Annotated in this window: 13 protein-coding genes; 4 read left to right on the forward strand and 9 right to left on the reverse strand. The window is 63.9% G+C overall.

Translation table 11 applies throughout. The annotated features are described in order from the left end of the window. The first annotated feature begins 25 nt into the window (after window positions 1-25). On the forward strand, window positions 26-721 hold the full coding sequence (locus tag ASE60_RS01450; protein WP_057247954.1) for a DUF2268 domain-containing putative Zn-dependent protease: 696 nt from the start codon (window positions 26-28) through the stop codon (window positions 719-721). Between the two features lie 69 nt (window positions 722-790). Here ASE60_RS01450 and ASE60_RS01455 read toward each other — a convergent pair whose 3' ends face one another. The 7 genes from ASE60_RS01455 to ASE60_RS01485 form a co-directional block, all read right to left on the reverse strand. Next, window positions 791-1,210: a GFA family protein gene (locus tag ASE60_RS01455; RefSeq protein ID WP_057247955.1), complete on the reverse strand. Its 420-nt coding sequence runs from the start codon at window positions 1,208-1,210 to the stop codon at window positions 791-793. 158 nt (window positions 1,211-1,368) lie between these two features. Then, window positions 1,369-2,169, reverse strand: a complete 801-nt coding sequence (iolB, locus tag ASE60_RS01460) for a 5-deoxy-glucuronate isomerase (protein ID WP_057247956.1) — start codon at window positions 2,167-2,169, stop codon at window positions 1,369-1,371. A 237-nt stretch (window positions 2,170-2,406) separates the two neighbouring features. After that, window positions 2,407-3,306, reverse strand: a complete 900-nt coding sequence (iolE, locus tag ASE60_RS01465) for a myo-inosose-2 dehydratase (protein WP_057247957.1) — start codon at window positions 3,304-3,306, stop codon at window positions 2,407-2,409. Between the two features lie 260 nt (window positions 3,307-3,566). Continuing rightward, window positions 3,567-5,420, reverse strand: coding sequence for a 3D-(3,5/4)-trihydroxycyclohexane-1,2-dione acylhydrolase (decyclizing) (gene iolD / locus ASE60_RS01470; protein ID WP_057247958.1), 1,854 nt, complete (start codon window positions 5,418-5,420; stop codon window positions 3,567-3,569). A 75-nt stretch (window positions 5,421-5,495) separates the two neighbouring features. Then, on the reverse strand, window positions 5,496-7,433 hold the full coding sequence (iolC, locus tag ASE60_RS01475; protein WP_057247959.1) for a 5-dehydro-2-deoxygluconokinase: 1,938 nt from the start codon (window positions 7,431-7,433) through the stop codon (window positions 5,496-5,498). 124 nt (window positions 7,434-7,557) lie between these two features. Further along, window positions 7,558-8,412, reverse strand: coding sequence for a MurR/RpiR family transcriptional regulator (locus ASE60_RS01480; protein WP_057247960.1), 855 nt, complete (start codon window positions 8,410-8,412; stop codon window positions 7,558-7,560). A gap of 89 nt (window positions 8,413-8,501) precedes the next feature. Further along, window positions 8,502-9,629 carry a Gfo/Idh/MocA family oxidoreductase gene (locus tag ASE60_RS01485; RefSeq protein WP_057247961.1) on the reverse strand — a complete coding sequence of 376 codons (1,128 nt, stop codon included), beginning with the start codon at window positions 9,627-9,629 and terminating at the stop codon, window positions 8,502-8,504. Window positions 9,630-9,901: 272 nt separating this feature from the next. On the opposite strand from ASE60_RS01485, the gene ASE60_RS01490 reads away from it, so the two are divergent. Next, window positions 9,902-10,708 (forward strand): class II glutamine amidotransferase, encoded by an 807-nt coding sequence (locus ASE60_RS01490; protein WP_057247962.1) that lies wholly within the window; start codon window positions 9,902-9,904, stop codon window positions 10,706-10,708. 200 nt (window positions 10,709-10,908) lie between these two features. Here the strand turns inward: ASE60_RS01490 and coaBC are convergent, their stop codons facing one another. Further along, on the reverse strand, window positions 10,909-12,129 hold the full coding sequence (gene coaBC, locus ASE60_RS01495; protein ID WP_057247963.1) for a bifunctional phosphopantothenoylcysteine decarboxylase/phosphopantothenate--cysteine ligase CoaBC: 1,221 nt from the start codon (window positions 12,127-12,129) through the stop codon (window positions 10,909-10,911). Between the two features lie 345 nt (window positions 12,130-12,474). On the opposite strand from coaBC, the gene ASE60_RS01500 reads away from it, so the two are divergent. Both ASE60_RS01500 and ASE60_RS01505 read left to right on the forward strand, forming a co-directional pair. Beyond that, window positions 12,475-14,286: a diguanylate cyclase gene (locus tag ASE60_RS01500; protein WP_057247964.1), complete on the forward strand. Its 1,812-nt coding sequence runs from the start codon at window positions 12,475-12,477 to the stop codon at window positions 14,284-14,286. Between the two features lie 162 nt (window positions 14,287-14,448). Further along, on the forward strand, window positions 14,449-16,029 hold the full coding sequence (locus ASE60_RS01505; RefSeq protein WP_057247965.1) for an ABC-F family ATP-binding cassette domain-containing protein: 1,581 nt from the start codon (window positions 14,449-14,451) through the stop codon (window positions 16,027-16,029). A gap of 10 nt (window positions 16,030-16,039) precedes the next feature. Here ASE60_RS01505 and ASE60_RS01510 read toward each other — a convergent pair whose 3' ends face one another. Continuing rightward, complete coding sequence (locus tag ASE60_RS01510) at window positions 16,040-16,942, reverse strand: cation transporter (RefSeq protein WP_057247966.1); 903 nt, start codon at window positions 16,940-16,942, stop codon at window positions 16,040-16,042. Window positions 16,943-17,040: the final 98 nt, after the last annotated feature.

Genomic DNA, 17,040 nt, shown 5'->3' on the forward strand with positions numbered 1-17,040 from the left:
ATGTCGATGACGGGAGATTCGCCAGATGCTGGACCTGCGTGTTCACTTCCTTGAGGCCTATGGATCGCTTGCCGCTTGGCGCGAACAGATTTTGCGCCAGGTGGACGAGACGGCCGAGCGGGTCGGCGCGCGTGTTCCTGCCGCCGACAGTGCCGCTCCCATCGATATCGTCGTCGAAAACAGGCCGGGAGAGACCATTCCCGAACTGGGTGTGGCCGGTAGCTGCTATCGCAGAGGATTGGTCTACCTGACGCTCGACCCCGACAACGAGAACTTCCATGCCAGCCTTGCCGCCGGCGAGTTGCGGAAAATGTTGACGCATGAGCTGCATCATTCCTTCCGCCACGCGACCTGCGGCTACGGCTCCAAGCTCGGCGAAGCTCTGGTCACCGAGGGCCTTGCGGATGCCTTCGATGTCGAGATCAATGGCGGCGACGGCCATCCTTGGAACCACGCGATTGCAGCGGGCGATTGGGCAGATTTGCTGGAGCGCGCCGAGCGGGAACTCTGGGCGGAGGGCTATGATCATGCCGGCTGGTTCTTTGGCTGCGATCGTGCGCTGCCGCGCTGGGCCGGCTATACGATCGGCTATCACCTTGTGAAAACTTATCTCGCAGCGAACCCCGATGCACACCCGTCGCAGATGACGGCGACACCTGCTTCCGTCGTCATCGGCGAAGCCTGGGCGCCGTTGAAGCAAGGCCTGCTGGCCGCCGCTTGAGCGGCCAGAGCGGGATGAGGAAAAGTGTGTGCGGTTTTCCGCCCGCATCCCGCTCTAAACCATCGTGATCTAAGAGTAGGGCGCCTCATCGCGGTCGCGTCCGGGCAATTTCCTGACATCGCCGATCCAGGGCAGCGCCGAGGAGCACCAGATCTGCGACCGTGGCTTGAGCTCCCGGCGCTGGTTGATCGTGCCGACCCGGATGCCGACTTCCAACGCATCCTCGTCCGTGCCGGTCGTATAGATCGGCGAGCCGCAGTTCGGGCAGAAGAACTGCAGCCGCTGGCGACCGTTTTCAGCGACCTTCGTATAGAGCTTCGGTTCGCCGCCGGTCAGCCGGAAGTTCTCGCGGGCAGTACCTGCGGTCACGCGATAGGCGGATCCCGTCAGTTGCTGGCAATCGGTGCAATGGCAGATCGCGACGTCGCCCGGATCGATCTCGGCCTCATAGGTCACGTAGCCGCAGTGGCATTGCCCGTCGATGCGCATGGAGGCCTCCCTGAAAGCACAGAAGCTAGAGCGGAGCAGCAAAAAGTGTATGCCGCTTTCCGGGTTTGAGCTTGGATAGCTCACGCCTGACTATCGACGACAATCGCCACTGGCTGCAGCGGCTGGAGGCATGGGGCCACGATTGCGTAAGTAGAAACTTACACGCCGGTGAACAGCCACTCGTGTTCGCGGGCGTTGTGGAACTTCCAGATACGCTTCGGCCCGGCCATGACGTTGAGATAGTAGACGTCGTAGCCGTGTACTGCGGCAACGGGGTGATATCCCTTCGGCACCAGCGTCACGTCGCCGTCCTCGACCGCCATGGTCTCGTCCAGCGAGCGGTCGTCGGTATAGACGCGCTGCATGGCGAAACCCTGCGGCGGGTTCAGCCGGTGATAGTAGGTCTCTTCCAGATAGCTTTCGGCCGGCAGGTCGTCCTGGTCGTGCTTGTGCGGCGGGTAGGAGGAGGTGTGGCCGCCGGGCGTAATCACTTCTACGACGAGCAGAGACTGCGCCGAACCGTCATCTTCCGGCATGATGTTGGTGACGTAGCGGGTGTTGGTGCCCTTGCCGCGCGTCATCTGCGGATGCGTGCCCGGCGCGATGACCTTCGCCTTGAAGCCCTCGCCGCCCGGTGCCGAGCAGATGGCAAGATCCAGATCCGAAGTCGCCGTTGCCTGCCAGCGGCTGCCCTTCGGCACATAGACGGCATAGGGCTGGCCCTCGAACGGCGTCATGCGCCCGCCGAGTTCGCCGAAGCTTTCGCCGTCAACGGATACCTTCGCCTTACCGGAGACCAGCACGAGGCAGACTTCCTTGTCACCGGTCTCGCCTTCGGTCGTTTCGCCGGCCTTCAGCCGTTCAAGCGCGAAGCCGACATAGGTCCACCCGGCGCTCTCCGGCGTCACGTTTTGCATCAGGCCCGATTTGGCCTTCGGTTTGACGAGCAGCTTGGACATGTGACGGTCTCCCTGATTCCTTTCCCGGGGCGCTCTGAACGTGTGGCTTGCCCCTCACCCTAACCCTCTCCCCGCAGGCGGGGAGAGGGAATCTGGAGTTTGCCGCATGCTCTCCACCTTACGTCGCGAGGAATTGGGGAGCCAGCGGCATATCCCTTCTCCCCGCAAGCGGGGAGAAGGTGGCGGCAGCCGGATGAGGGGCAATCCCCGTGAAGTCCGGCGACCGAAACCGTGAGCTTACTTGTCGAGCCCGGCTTCCTTGGCAAGGGCCTTCAGCGACTTCAGCCCGAGTGACTGGTATTCGAACGGGTTGCGCACGGCCGAATCCTGTTCGGCCTCGATCACCAGCCAGCCGGAATAGTCGTGCTCGGCCGCGATCTTCAGCACGGGCAGGAAGTCGACGCCGCCCTCGCTGTCGCCGGGCACGGTGAAGACGCCGCGGCGCACGCCTTCGAGGAAGGAGAGGTCTTCACCTTCGACGACTTTGCGGATGGCCGGCCGCACGTTCTTGCAATGGATGTGGCGTACACGGTGCATGTACTTGCTTGCGACTTCCGCCGGATCGGAGCCGCCGAACCAGGCGTGGCCGGTATCGAGCAGCAGCTTGGTCGCCGGCCCGGTGTTCTGCATCAGGAGGTCGATTTCCTCGCCGGTCTGGACGATCGTGCCCATGTGGTGGTGGTAGACGAGGTCGATGCCCTGGCCGGCGCAATACTCAGCGATCGCTTCGAGGTCGGCACCGAACTTCTTCCACTGGTCGGCCGGCAGCACCGGCTTATCGTTGGCAACCGACTTCGTGTCGTCGCCATGAATGGCGTTCGAGGTTTCGCAGACGATCGCCACCTTGCAACCATTGTGCTTCAGGAGGTCGAGATGTGGCTGGATCGCCTTCTTCTCGGCCTCGACGTCGTGGGTGAGCAAGTTGGTCGAATGCCAGCCGGAAACGAAGACGAGATCGTAGGAGGCGAGCTTCTGCTTCAGTGCCTCCGGATCGCTTGGCATCTTGTGCCCCTTCTCGATGCCGTCGAAGCCGATCTTCTGGCAATCGGAGAGGCAATCCTCGAGCGTCAGATGCGCGCCGATCGTATGATCGTCGTCGTTGCTCCAGGCGATCGGGTTGGTTCCGTAGCGGATCATGTTAGTCGTTTCCTATAGCATTGTCCGCGCAGGCGGATCGTTCGTGGTGCCTCATGGGTGCGCAGCGGGGACGGGGCGATTGCCCCCTCATCCGGCTGCCGCCACCTTCTCCCCGCAGGCGGGGAGAAGGGAAATGCCGCGCCCTCCGTGTTCCCTCTCCCCGCTCGCGGGGAGAGGGTTAGGGTGAGGGGCCGCTCTCGATGTCTCATCCTTCCGGACGTTGCCCGACAGGCAAAGACGCGGGCGCCGAAAGGGCAATCTTAGCCGAAGCGCTGGGAGGTGAGCGCCTTTACGTAGCCCTCGCGCGCCTCGTTGACTTGCTTGCGGCCCGAGACTTCGGGCACTGCCACATCCCACCAGTGGCCGCCGGCCTCGGTGGTGATCAGCGGGTCGGTGTCGATGACGATGACGGTCGTGCGCGCCTCGCCCGCCGTCTCCTTGAGGGCCGCTTCGAGCTCGGAGATCGAGCCGACCTTGCGGGTGACGGCGCCCATCGCGGCAGCGTGGGCCGCGAAGTCGATCTGCGGCAGCTCGACGTGATGGGTGTCCTTCAAGAGATTGTTGAAGTTGGCGCCGCCGGTGCCCATCTGCAGCCGGTTGATGCAGCCGTAGCCGGCATTGTCGAGCAGCACGATGGTGAACTTGGCGCCGAGCATGATCGAGGAGGCGATCTCCGAGTTCAGCATCATATAGCTGCCGTCGCCGACCATGACGATGACATCGCTCTCGGGCTTGGCAAGCTTGACGCCGAGGCCGCCGGCGACCTCGTAGCCCATGGTCGAGAAGCCGTATTCCATGTGGTAGCCGCCAGGCTCTTCCGCCTGCCAGAGCTTATGCAACTCGCCCGGCAGACCGCCGGCGGCGCAGACGAGGGTCGTGTTCTTGCCGCCGCGGGCGCGCTGGACGGCGCCGATCACCTGGGCATCGGAGGGAAGCGCCGCATTGGTCGTGGCGGTCGCCTTGTCGGCAGCCGTCAGCCATTCGGCCTTGCCGGCCTTGGCCTTGGCGGTCCAGCTCGGGTCGGCCTTGTAGCTGCCGAGACCGCCAGAGATCCGGTTGAGACCGGCGCGGGCGTCGGCAATCAGAGGCAGGCCGTTGTGCTTGCCGGCATCGAACGGCTGGACGTTGAGGCCGATGATCTTGAGGCCCTCATTCTTGAAGAGCGCCCAGGAACCGGTGGTGAAATCCTGCAACCGCGAACCGACGGCGAGAACCACATCGGCGTCCTCGGCGAGCGCGTTGGAGGCGGAAGTGCCGGTGACGCCGACCGAGCCCATGTTAAGGGAATGCGAATGCGGCAGCGCCGACTTGCCGGCCTGCGTTTCGACGACGGGAATGCCGTGCCGTTCGGCAAAGTCGCCGAGCTCCTTGGTCGCTTCCGAATAGAGCACGCCGCCACCGGCGATGATGATCGGCTTCTTCGCTTGCTTCAGCGCTGCGATTGCCGTTGCCAGTTCGTCGAGATCGGGCTCGATGCGGCGCGGCACCCAGACCTTCTCGTCGAAGAAGTTTTCCGGATAGTCATAGGCTTCAGCCTGCACGTCCTGGCAGAGCGACAGCGTGACGGGGCCGCAATCAGCCGGATCGGTGAGAACCTGCATGGCGCGGCGGAGCGCCGGCACGATCTGTTCGGGCCGTGTGATGCGGTCGAAGTAACGCGACACCGGACGGAAGCAGTCATTGGCCGAGATCGTGCCGTCGCCGAAGCTTTCCACCTGCTGCAGCACCGGATCGGGGCGGCGATTGGCGAAGACGTCGCCGGGCAGGAACAGGACAGGCAGGCGGTTGACATGGGCGAGTGCCGCCGAGGTCACCATGTTGAGTGCGCCGGGGCCGATCGAGGTTGTGCAGGCCATGAAGCGGCGGCGGAAGCTCGCCTTGGCAAAGGCGATCGCTGCATTGGCCATGCCCTGTTCGTTCTGAGCGCGGTAGGTCGGCAGCGTGTCCTTGATTGCATGCAGCGCTTCGCCGACGCCGGCAACGTTGCCGTGGCCGAAGATGGCGAAGACGCCGCCGAAGATCGGTACCTTCTTGCCGTCGATCACGGTCATCTGGCGGGTCAGGAACCGCGCCACGGCCTGGGCCATGGTCAGGCGCACGGTCTTCTGGCTCATTGTCTGTTTCCTCCTCGTGGCGGAATCGTCCCGTTCCACCCTGTCCGCAGCATTATCGATGGTTATCCGTCGATCCTATGCCGCCTTTGTTTCACCCAGTTGCAGCCAGAGATCCACCAACGCCCCAAATTTTCCGGCCATGTCGGCGATCGCCTGCTCGTCTGTCATCGTACCGCCGAGCCAGGCCTTGCCGGCATCGGCGAAGATCGTGCGGCCGACGGCGAAGCCTTTGACCGTCTTCGAGGTGCGGGCGGCTGCAAAGCCATCCTTCAACTGCTCATAGGGCGCCTCGAGGCCCAGGAGCACCACGCCGCGGCAGAGCGGATCGCGGGCCTCGATCACGGCGTCGATCGCCGCCCAGGCGCCGCGGCTTGCCTGCGGCTCGAGCTTCCACCAGTCGGGCTTGAGGCCGGCGTCGTAGAGTTCGGTCAGCGCCCGCGGGATCGTCTGGTCGTCGAGCTTGCCATGCTTGCCGGCGATGATCTCGATCAGGATCTCGCGACCGACCTTGCGGGCCGCTTCGAAGGCCGAGCGGAGCTTCGCCACCTGCTGCGCCTTGAGGTCTGCGGGATCATCCGGGTGGTAGAAGGAGAGCACCTTGATGCAATGATCGACCGGCCAATCGATCAGGCGGCTGCCGAGGTCCTGGCTGAATTCGAACTGCAGCGGCCGCGAGCCCGGGAGCTCGATCGGCTTGCCGATCCAGAAATCGTGGTGTGCGCCGGCGGCATAAAGCGCATCGCGGCCGTATTTATCGTCGATCAGCATGCCGAAGCCGGAGCGACCGGCCGCGACCTGGGCGGCGGCCTTGACCGCCAGCACCTTGAAGGCGGGAATACGGGCAAGCAGAGCCTGGTCGCCGGCGGCCATATCTTCGAGCTGGCTGCGATGGTCGATCGCAAGCGCCATCAGAAGCGGAATGTCGCGGCGACGGGTGGTCGCCCAGTGAACGTGGTTGATCGCCTCGTCCTTGCGCAGCGCCCGTTCCTTGCTGCCGTTTTCCAGGAAGAACTGCAGCTCGGTCCAGGTCGGAATTTCAGGCGCACAAAGCAGCCGCGATACGGCAAAGGCGCCGCAAGCATTGGCCCAGGTGGCAGATGTTGCATGCGGTTCGTTCTTCAGCCAGCCGCGCAGGAAGCCGGACATGAAGGCGTCGCCGGCGCCGAGCACGTTGTAGACCTCGATCGGGAAGCCCTTGCCGACGATGCCGTCTTCGAGATTGTCGGAGATAGGGCCGTCATAGACGATGCAACCCATCGGTCCGCGCTTCAGAACGATCGTCGCCTTGGAAAGCGAGCGGATTGTCTTCAGCGCTTGCAAGAGGTCGCTTTCGCCGGACGCGATCAGCACTTCCTCTTCCGTGCCGACGATCAGGTCGCAATCGGCAAGAACGGTCTTCAGGTGCGCCGAAACCCGGTCGGAGGCGATGTAGCGGCTCTCGCCGGCATCATGGCCGGCAAGACCCCAGAGGTTCGGACGGTAGTCGATGTCGAAGACGATCTTGGCGCCGCTTTCCTTGGCAAGGCGCATGGCCTTGCGTTGGGCGGCGTCGGTGTTCGGCTTGGAGAAATGCGTGCCGGAGACGAGGATGGCGCGGGCCGAGCGGATGAAGTCTTCCGAAACGTCGTCTTCGCAGAGCGCGTTGTCGGCGCAGTTGTCGCGGTAGAAGAGCAGCGGGAAGGACTTGTCGTTTTCGACCGCGAGGATGGCGAGCGCCGTCAGCCGCTCCGGATCGGTGACGATGCCGCGCGTCTCGACGCCTTCACGGATGAGCTGCTCACGGATGAAGCGGCCCATCTGTTCGTCGCCGACGCGGGTCAGCAACGCCGACTTGAGGCCCAGGCGGGCCGTGCCGACCGAGATGTTGCACGGGCACCCGCCGACCGACTTGGCAAAGCTCGAAACGTCTTCAAGCCGCGTGCCGATCTGCTGGCCGTAGAGATCGACCGAGGCTCGGCCGATGGTGATCAGGTCGAGCGACTTTGCTCCCTGTGCCGAAACGTTCTGGCTCACTGCTTCCTCCCCGCGGACACCTTGGCGGGCCCGACCATTTTCGTACTGTGGGTGATGGCGGTATGAAACATAAATTCCGACGTTTCGTCAATATGGAATTTTCATTCTATCTGTTCCGTTTGACCTAGCCACCTTCGGCAAGGCGCTGACGCTTCTCGGCGATGGCGACGGTCAGCGCCATGGCGAAGGCCATGCTGGCGGAGAGCGAACGGAACCCGGCATGGTCGGCCTCGACCAGTTCGAACCAGACCTTCGAGGATTCCGCGAGCGGCGAGAAGGCCGAATCCGTCAGCGACACGACCGGCACCTTGCGTTCCGCGAGAAGCCTCGCCTGGGCGGCGCTTTCGGAGGCATAGGGTGAGAAACTGACGGCAAAGGCCGCATCGTTCTTCGTCGCCATGGCCAGCACATCCTCGTCGATGCCGGCGGCCGTGCCGACGAGCTGGTACTTCACCTTCAGCTTGCCAAAGGCATAGGCCATGTAGCTGGAGATCGGGTAGGAGCGGCGCTTGGCGATCAGGTAGATCGTGTCAGCTTTGGCCAAAATGTCGACGGCCCGCTCGAAGGCTCCCGGATCGACCGAAGAGGCGATGTTGTCGAGCGAGCGGTGGGCGGCGGCGACGAAGCCGTTGAAGATCGAGCCGCTTTCGAGCCTGCTATGGTCGTTGTTGCTCAGCGCCTTCAGCCGATCCTCGTAGCCGGGCGTGCGCTCGCGCAGCCGCGCGCGAAAGATCTGCTGCAGGCTGGAGAAGCCCTCGAAGCCGAAATGCTGAGCGAAGCGCACCAGCGTCGACGGCTGCACTTCGGCGGAGGTGGCGATGCTCGCCGCCGTGCCGAAGGCGATTTCGTCAGGATTGTCGAGCGAATAGGCGGCGACCTGGCGCAGCCGTTTCGGTAGCTGCGCCTTGCGTTCCAGAATGGCGGCCTTCAGCGCCTCGAAATCCTGCGGGACCTCCGTCGTCGTTTCCGGCATGGCCATGTCTTATTCGTCTCCTCGGTCTTCGGTGTCGTTTGCATCCTCACTCTAATCGATTAGCCGGGAACGGCATAGAACAGACGTTCCATTTTCTAGATATGCACCCATTCATTGGTCCTGGCAGACTGATAGGTCGCCGACAGCACCTTCTGTACCTCAAAGCCTTCGCGGAAATCGGTCGAGGGTGATTTGCCCCCGGCGATGGCGTCGAGGAATTCCTTGACCTCGATCGCCTTCAGGTCGTTGAAGCCGATCTGGTGGCCGGGAGCCACGCAGAAGGCGCCATAGGGCGGATGCTCCGGTCCCGCCCAGATGGTGCGGAAGCCGCGGGTGCGGATGTCGTCGCCGGTCTTGTAGAGGCGGATTTCGTTCAGCCGCTCCTGGGTGAAGACGATGCTGCCCTTGGAGCCGTAGATTTCGAAATCGTGCTGCATCTTGCGCCCCGTTGCGATCCAGCTGGCCTCGAAGCTGCCGGTGGCGCCGTTCTCGAACCGCACGAAGGCGCGCGTGATGTCGTCGACCTCGACGGCGCGTGTTTCGCTGGAGCCGGCGGCAACGGGGCGTTCCGGAATCTGGATGATGGTTTCGGCCAACACCGCTTTGATCGGGCCGACGAGGTGGCGCATGGAGGCGATGATGTGGCTGCCGATATCGGCAAGCGCGCCGCCGCCGCTGGCCGGGTTCAGGCGCCAGCCCCACGGCACGTTGGCATCGGCCATGAAATCTTCCGCATGGATGCCGCGCATCGAGCGGATCTCGCCGATCTCGCCGCTTTCGATGATGTCTTTGGCAAGGAAGATCAGCGGGTTCTTGAGATAGTTGAAGCCAACCTGGGTGACGACGCCGGCCTTCTCGGCGGCCTCGACCATCTCGCTGCATTCGGCGACGGTCGGCGCCAGCGGCTTTTCGCAATAGACATGCTTGCCATGGGCGATTGCCGCCAGCGCCATTTCCTTGTGCAGGAGGTTCGGCGTGGTGATGTCGATGATGTCGATATCCGGATCGGTCAAAAGTTCGCGCCAGTCGGCAGTCGCCTTGCGGAAGCCGAGTTGGCCGCGAGCCCGTTCAGCGCTCTCGGTGGTCACGTCGGCGACCGAAACGAGATCGAGCTCGAAGGGCAGGTCGAAGACCCGCGCGGCAATGGTGAAGCCGAGCGCATGGGCCTTGCCCATGAAGCCCGTGCCGATCAGGCCGATCCCGAGTTTGCGCTTGCTGGCCATGTTGAAGTCCTCCCGGTCGGCGCCGCTGCAATCGGTCCAAAATGAAATGAATTGTGCAAGTTTTGTCAATATGGAATATTTATTCGAAATGCGACGGTAATAGGGGAACGGTGTCCATCGAAACGGCCAAATCTGTGCGTTCCGGCCAGGCTCATCTTGACCAAGGGGGAATGTGTTAACGCATTTTTACCATGTTCCGTTGGAACATCGCACTTCGTCATGGTTAACGAATCGCTCCGGAGTCTACGGGGCGGAGCTGGAGTGAAATCAGCATGTGCCGCTGGGCAGCCTATCGCGGGGACCCGCTCTATCTCGAGGAACTGGTAACCTCTCCCGCGCACTCGCTGATCGAACAGTCCCATTGCGCGACGCGGGCGAAGACGGCCACCAATGGCGACGGCTTCGGCATCGCCTGGTATGGCGATCACCCGGAGCCGGGGCGCTACCGCGATATCCTGCCCGCCTGGTCGGACTGCAATCTCAAGAGCATTGCCCGCCAGATCCGCTCGCCGCTCTTTCTTGCCCATGTGCGCGCCGCGACCGGCGGTGGCACAAGGCGCGACAACTGTCATCCTTTCGTCTTCGGCCGCTGGTCGTTCATGCACAACGGCCAGATCGGCGACTTCGAGCATCTGCGCCGGCCGATGGAGAGCATGCTCGACAACGATCTCTATTCGGCGCGCACCGGCACGACCGATTCCGAGCTTCTGTTCCTGCTTGCCATGCAGTTCGGGCTCGACCGCGATCCGCTCGGCGCGATCGCCGAGGCACTCGCCTTCGTCGAGCAGCTTGCCGAACATCTCGAACGCCAGGTGCTGGTCCGCTTCACCGCCGCCTTCTCCGACGGCCAGGATCTCTACGCCGTGCGCTATGCCTCCGACTGGAAGGCGCCGACGCTCTACGCGGCACCCATGGGCCCGAGCGGCGGCTATTGCCTCGTTTCCGAGCCGCTCAACGACGACGATAGCGCCTGGGTGGAAATCCCGGACGGCACGGCGGTCATTGTCGGTGAGAATGGTGTCGATGTCCGGCTGTTCTCGACGCAGGGGACGCCGGTGAAGACACGTCAGATGGCTTGAGGCGCAGTATCTTGATGGTCGATGGCAGGTGGCCCCTCATCCGGCTGCCGCCACCTTTTCCCCGCAGGCGGGGAGAAGGGACATGCCGCACTCTCCCGAATCTATCTGCTTGCTGCGAACGCTTCGTTCACTCAGGGCACGTCCCCCCTCGCCCCGCTTGCGGGGAGAGGGCTAGGGTGAGGGGCATCGGTAATTCGGAGCTAGCCCTTGTCGATCCGCGCCAGTTGCTCGGCAATCATCACGGCCAGCTTTTCCGCAACCGCGTCCTTGTCCATCTCCGGCCAGTCGTCGTTGCCGGCAGGGGAGATCAGCTTCACCTTGTTGCGGTCGCCGCCCATGATGCCGGTTGCCGGCGAAACGTCGTTGGCGAGGATGAAGTCGGCGCCCTTGCGCTCGAGCTTGGCGCGGCCGTTGTCGGCGACGTTTTCGGTCTCGGCGGCAAAGCCGATCACGAGCTTCGGCCGCTTGGTATGATGGCCGACCGTCTTCAGGATATCGGGGTTTTCGGCAAGCTGCAGCGGCGGCGGGGCCTCGCCCGGCTTCTTCTTGATCTTGTTGCCGGCAGCGCTGGCTACCCGCCAGTCGGCAACGGCGGCAACCATCACGGCGACATCGGCGGGCAGGGCGGTTAGCACCGCGTCGCGCATTTCCTCGGCCCGCTCCACGTGCACGACCTTGACGCCGGCGGGATCCGGGATCGTCACCGGGCCGGAGACGAGTGTGACATTAGCGCCGAGCTTTGCCAGCGCGGCGGCGATCGCGTGGCCTTGCTTGCCGGAGGAACGGTTGGCGATGTAACGCACTGGGTCGATCGGCTCATGCGTCGGCCCTGAGGTTACGATCACGCTGCGCCCGGCAAGCGGCTTCGCGGCGCCGCCGAGAAGATCCTCGACGGCGGCCACGATCGAAAGCTGCTCGCTCATGCGGCCTTCCCCGGCCTCGCCGCTTTCCGCCATCTCGCCGGCTTCGGGGCCAATGAAGCGGATGCCGTCTTTGGCGAGCGTCGCCCGGTTGCGGCGCGTTGCCGGATGCGCCCACATCTTCGGGTTCATCGCGGGAGCGATCAGCACCGGCCGGTCGGTCGCGAGCAGGATGGTGGAGGCGAGGTCGTCCGCATGGCCGTTCGCCATCTTGGCCATCAGGTCGGCGGTCGCCGGCGCAACGACGATCAGGTCGCACTCGCGCGCCAGTCGGATATGGCCGACATCCTGCTCGTCCTCGCGCGAAAAGAGATCGATATAGACGTGCGAGGCGGACAGCGCGCCGACGGCAAGCGGGGTCACGAACTGCTGCGCGCCGGCCGTCATCACCGGCCGCACGCTCGCCCCGCGTTCCCGCAAACGTCGGATGAGATCGAGGCTCTTATAGGCCGCGATGCCGCCGGAGATGATCAGGAGAATACGCTTGCCCGACAGTGTCATTTGCACCCGGCCTTTCGGCCGTCCTCTTGCCCGGCATGGGCTGCCGGGTTCTACGCGATACCAGAATATTCCAGCGGCTGGCCTCACCAGCGCCTTCGAGATCGAACCTACTTGAGCGATCCGCTGCGCGCAACGTGTCCCACCGGAGGAGGTAGCCTGCGCTGACATCCGTGCGATATGGCGTTTCGCTATGCTGGCCCCCCGGGCATCACCACCGGTTGTTCCCGCCCGTAGCGCGCAATGGAACAAAAGCCGTGCCGCCCGCGTCAACATGCTCCGGGCCTGTTGCCGAAGCCAGGGAATGCGATTAATCCGCTTTCAATCCGCGCAGGGTAAGCTCTTCTCATGCGAATAAATGCGATCACCAACTGGGCCTACGGCGTTACCGTGCTTCTGACGGGGCTTTCGGGCGCCGCCTTCATCCTGTCGACGAATAGCGCTCTCGAGGAGAGGCGCGCGGTCGAACAGCATCTTGCCCTCGATACGCTTGGCGAAGAACTTGCGCTCGGAGCGGAAGTACGGACCGACGAGGCGCGCCTTTACGTCATGCGCGGCGACGAGCGTCACCTCGAAACCTTCCATCGCGCGGAGGAAGAGGAGCGCAAGCGCGAAGAGGCGATCAAGACGGCCACGAGTTTCGGCGCGTCCCAGGGCGAGATCGCAGCCCTTCAGGAGACGATGCGCGAGGCAGAGGCACTCGACAAGATCGAGGTTGCCGCCATCGAGGCCTATCAGAAGGGCGATCGCACGACCGCCCTGGAGAAGCTATTCGGCCCGGAGCACGAGCGCCTGCAGACAGCGCTTCTCGACACGGTCGCACGGTTTCGAGACTTGACCAATGCTCGCACAGGCGGGGCGCTCAACGAGGCACAGGCGCGCAGCGACTGGTTCGCCATCGCCGCCAAGACGATGCTTGGCATCACCGCCGCCCTGTTCCTGAGCGTGCTCTATTTCATTCTCAAGCGCCGCGTCGCCATGCCGCTCACCCGCATGAGCGGCATCGTCACGCGTCTCGCCGAGCAGGACTACGCTGTGGAAGTGCCGCTCGATCGGCGCCGCGATGAAATCGGCGAGATGAACAAGGCGATCCATATCTTTCGGGAAAACGGTATCGAACGTGATCGGCTCGATGCGGAGCGGCGCCTGGACCAGCAGACCAAGGACCTGATCCTGCAGATGATGCACCGGCTGCAGGCCTGCCAGAGCCAGGACGAACTGGCCGAGGTCGTGGCCCGCTTCGCGCCGCAGGTCTTTCCCAATCTTGCTGGCCATCTCTACGTGCTGAGCGACAGCCGGACGCTCTTGACCCGCGTCGGCAGTTGGTTCGATCCGCAGCATTCTGCGCCATCCTTCCCGTCCAGCGCCTGCTGGGGACTTCGCCGCGGCCGGCCGCATGTCAGCAATCGCGGTCACAGCGACATCGCCTGCCAGCATCTCGACGACGATGGCGCGGTCGGTCTCTGCGTGCCGCTGACAGCCCAGGGCGATACCATTGGTCTCCTCTATTTCGAGGAGCGCTCTGACGAAACATTCGCAGTCGAAGCATCGCGCCTCTATCTCGAATTGATCGCCGAAAACATCGGGCTGGCCGTCGCCAATCTTCAGCTGCGCGAGAAGCTCACCAATCTGGCGGTGCGCGACGCGCTGACGGGCCTGCTCAACCGGCGCTGCCTCGACGAGGCGCTGAACCGTGAGCCGCGCGGGCAGGGCGGCAAGCCACTCACCTGCCTGATGATCGATATCGACCATTTCAAGCGCTTCAACGATGAGTTCGGCCACGATGCCGGCGACGTCGTCATGCAATATGTCGCGCAGATCATCGTCGATACGGTGGCCGACGCCGGCAGCGCCTATCGTTTCGGCGGCGAGGAATTTACGGTGTTGCTGCCGGAAGCAGACGAGGCGGCAGGTTTCGAGCTTGCCGAGCGGCTGAGGACCCGGATCGGCACCACCCCTCTGTCGCATCGCGGCCGGATTCTGGGCACGGTTTCAGTCTCGGTCGGCATTGCCTCGGCTCCGGACGACGGGCCCGTCGCTACCCTGCTGACGCGGGCTGACGCCGCTCTTCTCGACGCCAAGAACCACGGCCGAAACCGAAGCGTGCGCGCCTCCGGGCTGACTTTCGGCCATGACGAGGCGCGGCGCAGCCTCGCCTGATCCTCCGCTTATCGCCGCGCGGCAATCGAATGTCCCGCCTTGAAACGGGCGCATTCGATGCTATCTATTGCCGCGATAGAAATTTGAACAGGATACACGCATCGATGGATTTCACCCTGACCGCCAAGCCGAACCGTCTTGCCATCAGGGAAAACCGTATCCATGCCTGCTTCGATTTCACTCTCCCAACTTTCGTGGTCCACGCCTGAGGGCCGAAGCCTCTTTTCCAATCTCGACCTGAGCTTTGGTGCTTTGCGCACCGGTCTCGTCGGCCGCAACGGCGTCGGCAAGTCGACGCTCCTGCGGCTGATCGAAGGTTCACTCGCGCCGCAGGCCGGCAAGGTTACGGTCACGGGCAGCCTCGGCATGCTCAGCCAGACCGTCCAGGTCGCGGACAATGAAACCGTCGCCGACCTGTTTGGCATCCGCGATGCGCTTGGCGTCCTCAAGCGTGCGGAAGAAGGGCTGGCCAGCATGGACGAGCTTGCCGCGGCCGACTGGACGCTCGAATCCCGGCTGGAGGCAGCACTTGCGCGCGTCGGTCTGGAGGCGTCGGCGGGGACGCGCCTTGCAGCACTTTCCGGCGGGCAGATGACCCGCGTGAAGCTTGCCGCCCTCGTCTTCCAGGAACCGGATTTCATCCTGCTCGACGAACCCACCAACAATCTCGACCGCGAGGGGCGGGCTGCCGTTGCCGCGTTGATGGCGGGCTGGCGCGGCGGCGCCATCGTCGTCAGCCATGACCGCGAACTCCTGGAGACGATGGATGCGATCGTCGAGCTGACATCGCTCGGCGCCACGACCTATGGCGGCAACTGGAGCCACTACCGCGAGCGCAAGGCGATCGAGCTCGCGTCGGCCCGTCACGATCTCGCCGACGCGGAGCGCCGTCTGGCCGAGGTCCAACGAAAAACGCAAGAGATAGCCGAGCGCAAGGCGCGCAAGGACGCGTCAGGCCGCCGTAAGCGGGCCAAGGGGGATGAGCCGCTGCTGCTGCTCGATGCGAGGAAGGAGCGCAGCGAGAAGACGGGCGGCGACAATGCCCGTCTTGCCGAGCGCCGCCGCGATTCTGCGATCGGCGATGTGGCCGAGGCACGCGAACGCATCGAAATCCTGCAGCCGCTGACCGTCCGCCTGCCTGCGACCGGCCTGCCCGCCGGCCGGGGCGTGCTGCAGGTCGATGCCGTCACTGCGGGTTATCAGCCGCGAACGCCAGTGATCGACCGGCTGTCGCTCTCGATCGTCGGCCCCGAGCGCGTAGCACTCACCGGCCGCAACGGCTCGGGCAAGACGACGCTGCTGTCGCTGTTGACCGGTGATCTCAAGCCATGGTCCGGCAATGTGCGTGTCCTGGTCGAATACGCCATGCTCGACCAGCAGGTGAGCCTGATCGATCCCCGTCTTTCGATCCGTGACAATTTCCGGCAACTTAATCCTGACGCCAGCGAGAACGACTGCCGCGCGGCGCTCGCCCGTTTCATGTTCCGGGCAGACGCGGCCTTGCAGGTCGTTTCGAGCCTCAGCGGCGGCCAGATGCTGCGTGCAGGGCTTGCCTGCGTGCTCGGCGGCAGCAGCCCACCGCAGCTCTTGATCCTCGACGAGCCGACCAACCATCTGGATATCGAATCCGTCGAGGCGGTCGAGGCGGGTCTCAGAGCCTATGACGGCGCGCTGCTCGTCGTCAGCCACGACCACGCCTTCCTGGAGGCGATCGGCATCAACAGGCGGATCGAGCTTTCCTGACGGGGGAAGATTACTCAGCCCAGCGCGCTTCGCCGGTAAAGGCGATCGTCAGCCAGCGGTCGTGGCCGGGATCGCCGATCTCCTCGCCGACCTCGGCGCGGATCCGGTCGAGTTCGGCGAGGGTGCCGACCTTGGTTTCCGGCGTTCCGATAAGATAGACCTCGATCGTCTTGGAGCGCCCGACCTTGGCGACATAGGTGCGATAGTCGGCAAAGCCGTGGCGCGCGACCGCATTTGCCGCCGCCTGACGCACGCGCTCGTCGAGTTCGGCAGGCGCGACCAGGAAGATCTCCTTCAATGCCTGGAAGACCGTGCGGATCGGCAGCGGAATAAGGCAGAGCGTCAGCACGATCAGGATCGCCGGGTCGACATAGGGCGTCCAGTGTTCGTAAGCCGTACCCTTCAACGCCGCGGCGATCACGAAGGCGACGAGCAGGGCCGAGGTGATCGCACCGGACATCGCCCAGGCACGCACGTCGAGCGCCAGGAACTCCGAGCCGATCGGCCGGTTTGCCCGGCGAATGTAGAAAAACATGACGAGGCAGATCACCACGACGACGGCGGCATAGGCAATCGCCCAGTCGAAGGCGAGATGGTTGCCACCCGACAGGAGCGATCCGACGGCGTTGACCATCGCGTAGAAGGAAAGCAGCGTCAGCAGCCCGGCATTGAAGAGCAGCACCATGGGCTCGATATGCCAGAAACCCATCTGGAACCGCTTGCTCTGCTTCGGGATCAGTTGCGTCACGCCGAGCGCAAGCACGGTCATGGAGGCATCGACGGCCGAGAACACGCCGTCGAAGACGATGGAAACCGAGCCCGAAAGCAGACCGAAGATCACGCCCGTCACCCCGACGACGACGGTGGCCGCGATCGATTGCTTGAGGACTGTCTGTTCGCTTGGGGCGGTCATGATGTTGTTTTTACTCCTGTTTCGGCGCGGCGCTTACGGGTTGGCAATGTCGAAATGGTGGCGGCGGCTGCAAACATAGCGGTTTGCCTGCAGGCAAG

The sequence above is a fragment of the Ensifer sp. Root278 genome, assembly GCF_001429285.1.
Taxonomy (GTDB): Bacteria; Pseudomonadota; Alphaproteobacteria; order Rhizobiales; family Rhizobiaceae; genus Ensifer.

What these genes read in the sequence shown, in the direction of transcription:
- ASE60_RS01450 (WP_057247954.1), top strand. Translation starts at nt 26, where the DNA reads ATGCTGGACCTGCGTGTTCACTTCCTTGAGGCCTATGGATCGCTTGCC.
- coaBC (WP_057247963.1), bottom strand. Translation starts at nt 12,129, where the DNA reads ATGACACTGTCGGGCAAGCGTATTCTCCTGATCATCTCCGGCGGCATC.
- iolB (WP_057247956.1), bottom strand. Translation starts at nt 2,169, where the DNA reads ATGTCCAAGCTGCTCGTCAAACCGAAGGCCAAATCGGGCCTGATGCAA.
- iolD (WP_057247958.1), bottom strand. Translation starts at nt 5,420, where the DNA reads ATGAGCCAGAAGACCGTGCGCCTGACCATGGCCCAGGCCGTGGCGCGG.
- ASE60_RS01480 (WP_057247960.1), bottom strand. Translation starts at nt 8,412, where the DNA reads ATGGCCATGCCGGAAACGACGACGGAGGTCCCGCAGGATTTCGAGGCG.
- ASE60_RS01505 (WP_057247965.1), top strand. Translation starts at nt 14,449, where the DNA reads ATGCCTGCTTCGATTTCACTCTCCCAACTTTCGTGGTCCACGCCTGAG.
- ASE60_RS01455 (WP_057247955.1), bottom strand. Translation starts at nt 1,210, where the DNA reads ATGCGCATCGACGGGCAATGCCACTGCGGCTACGTGACCTATGAGGCC.
- ASE60_RS01490 (WP_057247962.1), top strand. Translation starts at nt 9,902, where the DNA reads ATGTGCCGCTGGGCAGCCTATCGCGGGGACCCGCTCTATCTCGAGGAA.
- iolE (WP_057247957.1), bottom strand. Translation starts at nt 3,306, where the DNA reads ATGATCCGCTACGGAACCAACCCGATCGCCTGGAGCAACGACGACGAT.
- ASE60_RS01510 (WP_057247966.1), bottom strand. Translation starts at nt 16,942, where the DNA reads ATGACCGCCCCAAGCGAACAGACAGTCCTCAAGCAATCGATCGCGGCC.
- ASE60_RS01500 (WP_057247964.1), top strand. Translation starts at nt 12,475, where the DNA reads ATGCGAATAAATGCGATCACCAACTGGGCCTACGGCGTTACCGTGCTT.
- ASE60_RS01485 (WP_057247961.1), bottom strand. Translation starts at nt 9,629, where the DNA reads ATGGCCAGCAAGCGCAAACTCGGGATCGGCCTGATCGGCACGGGCTTC.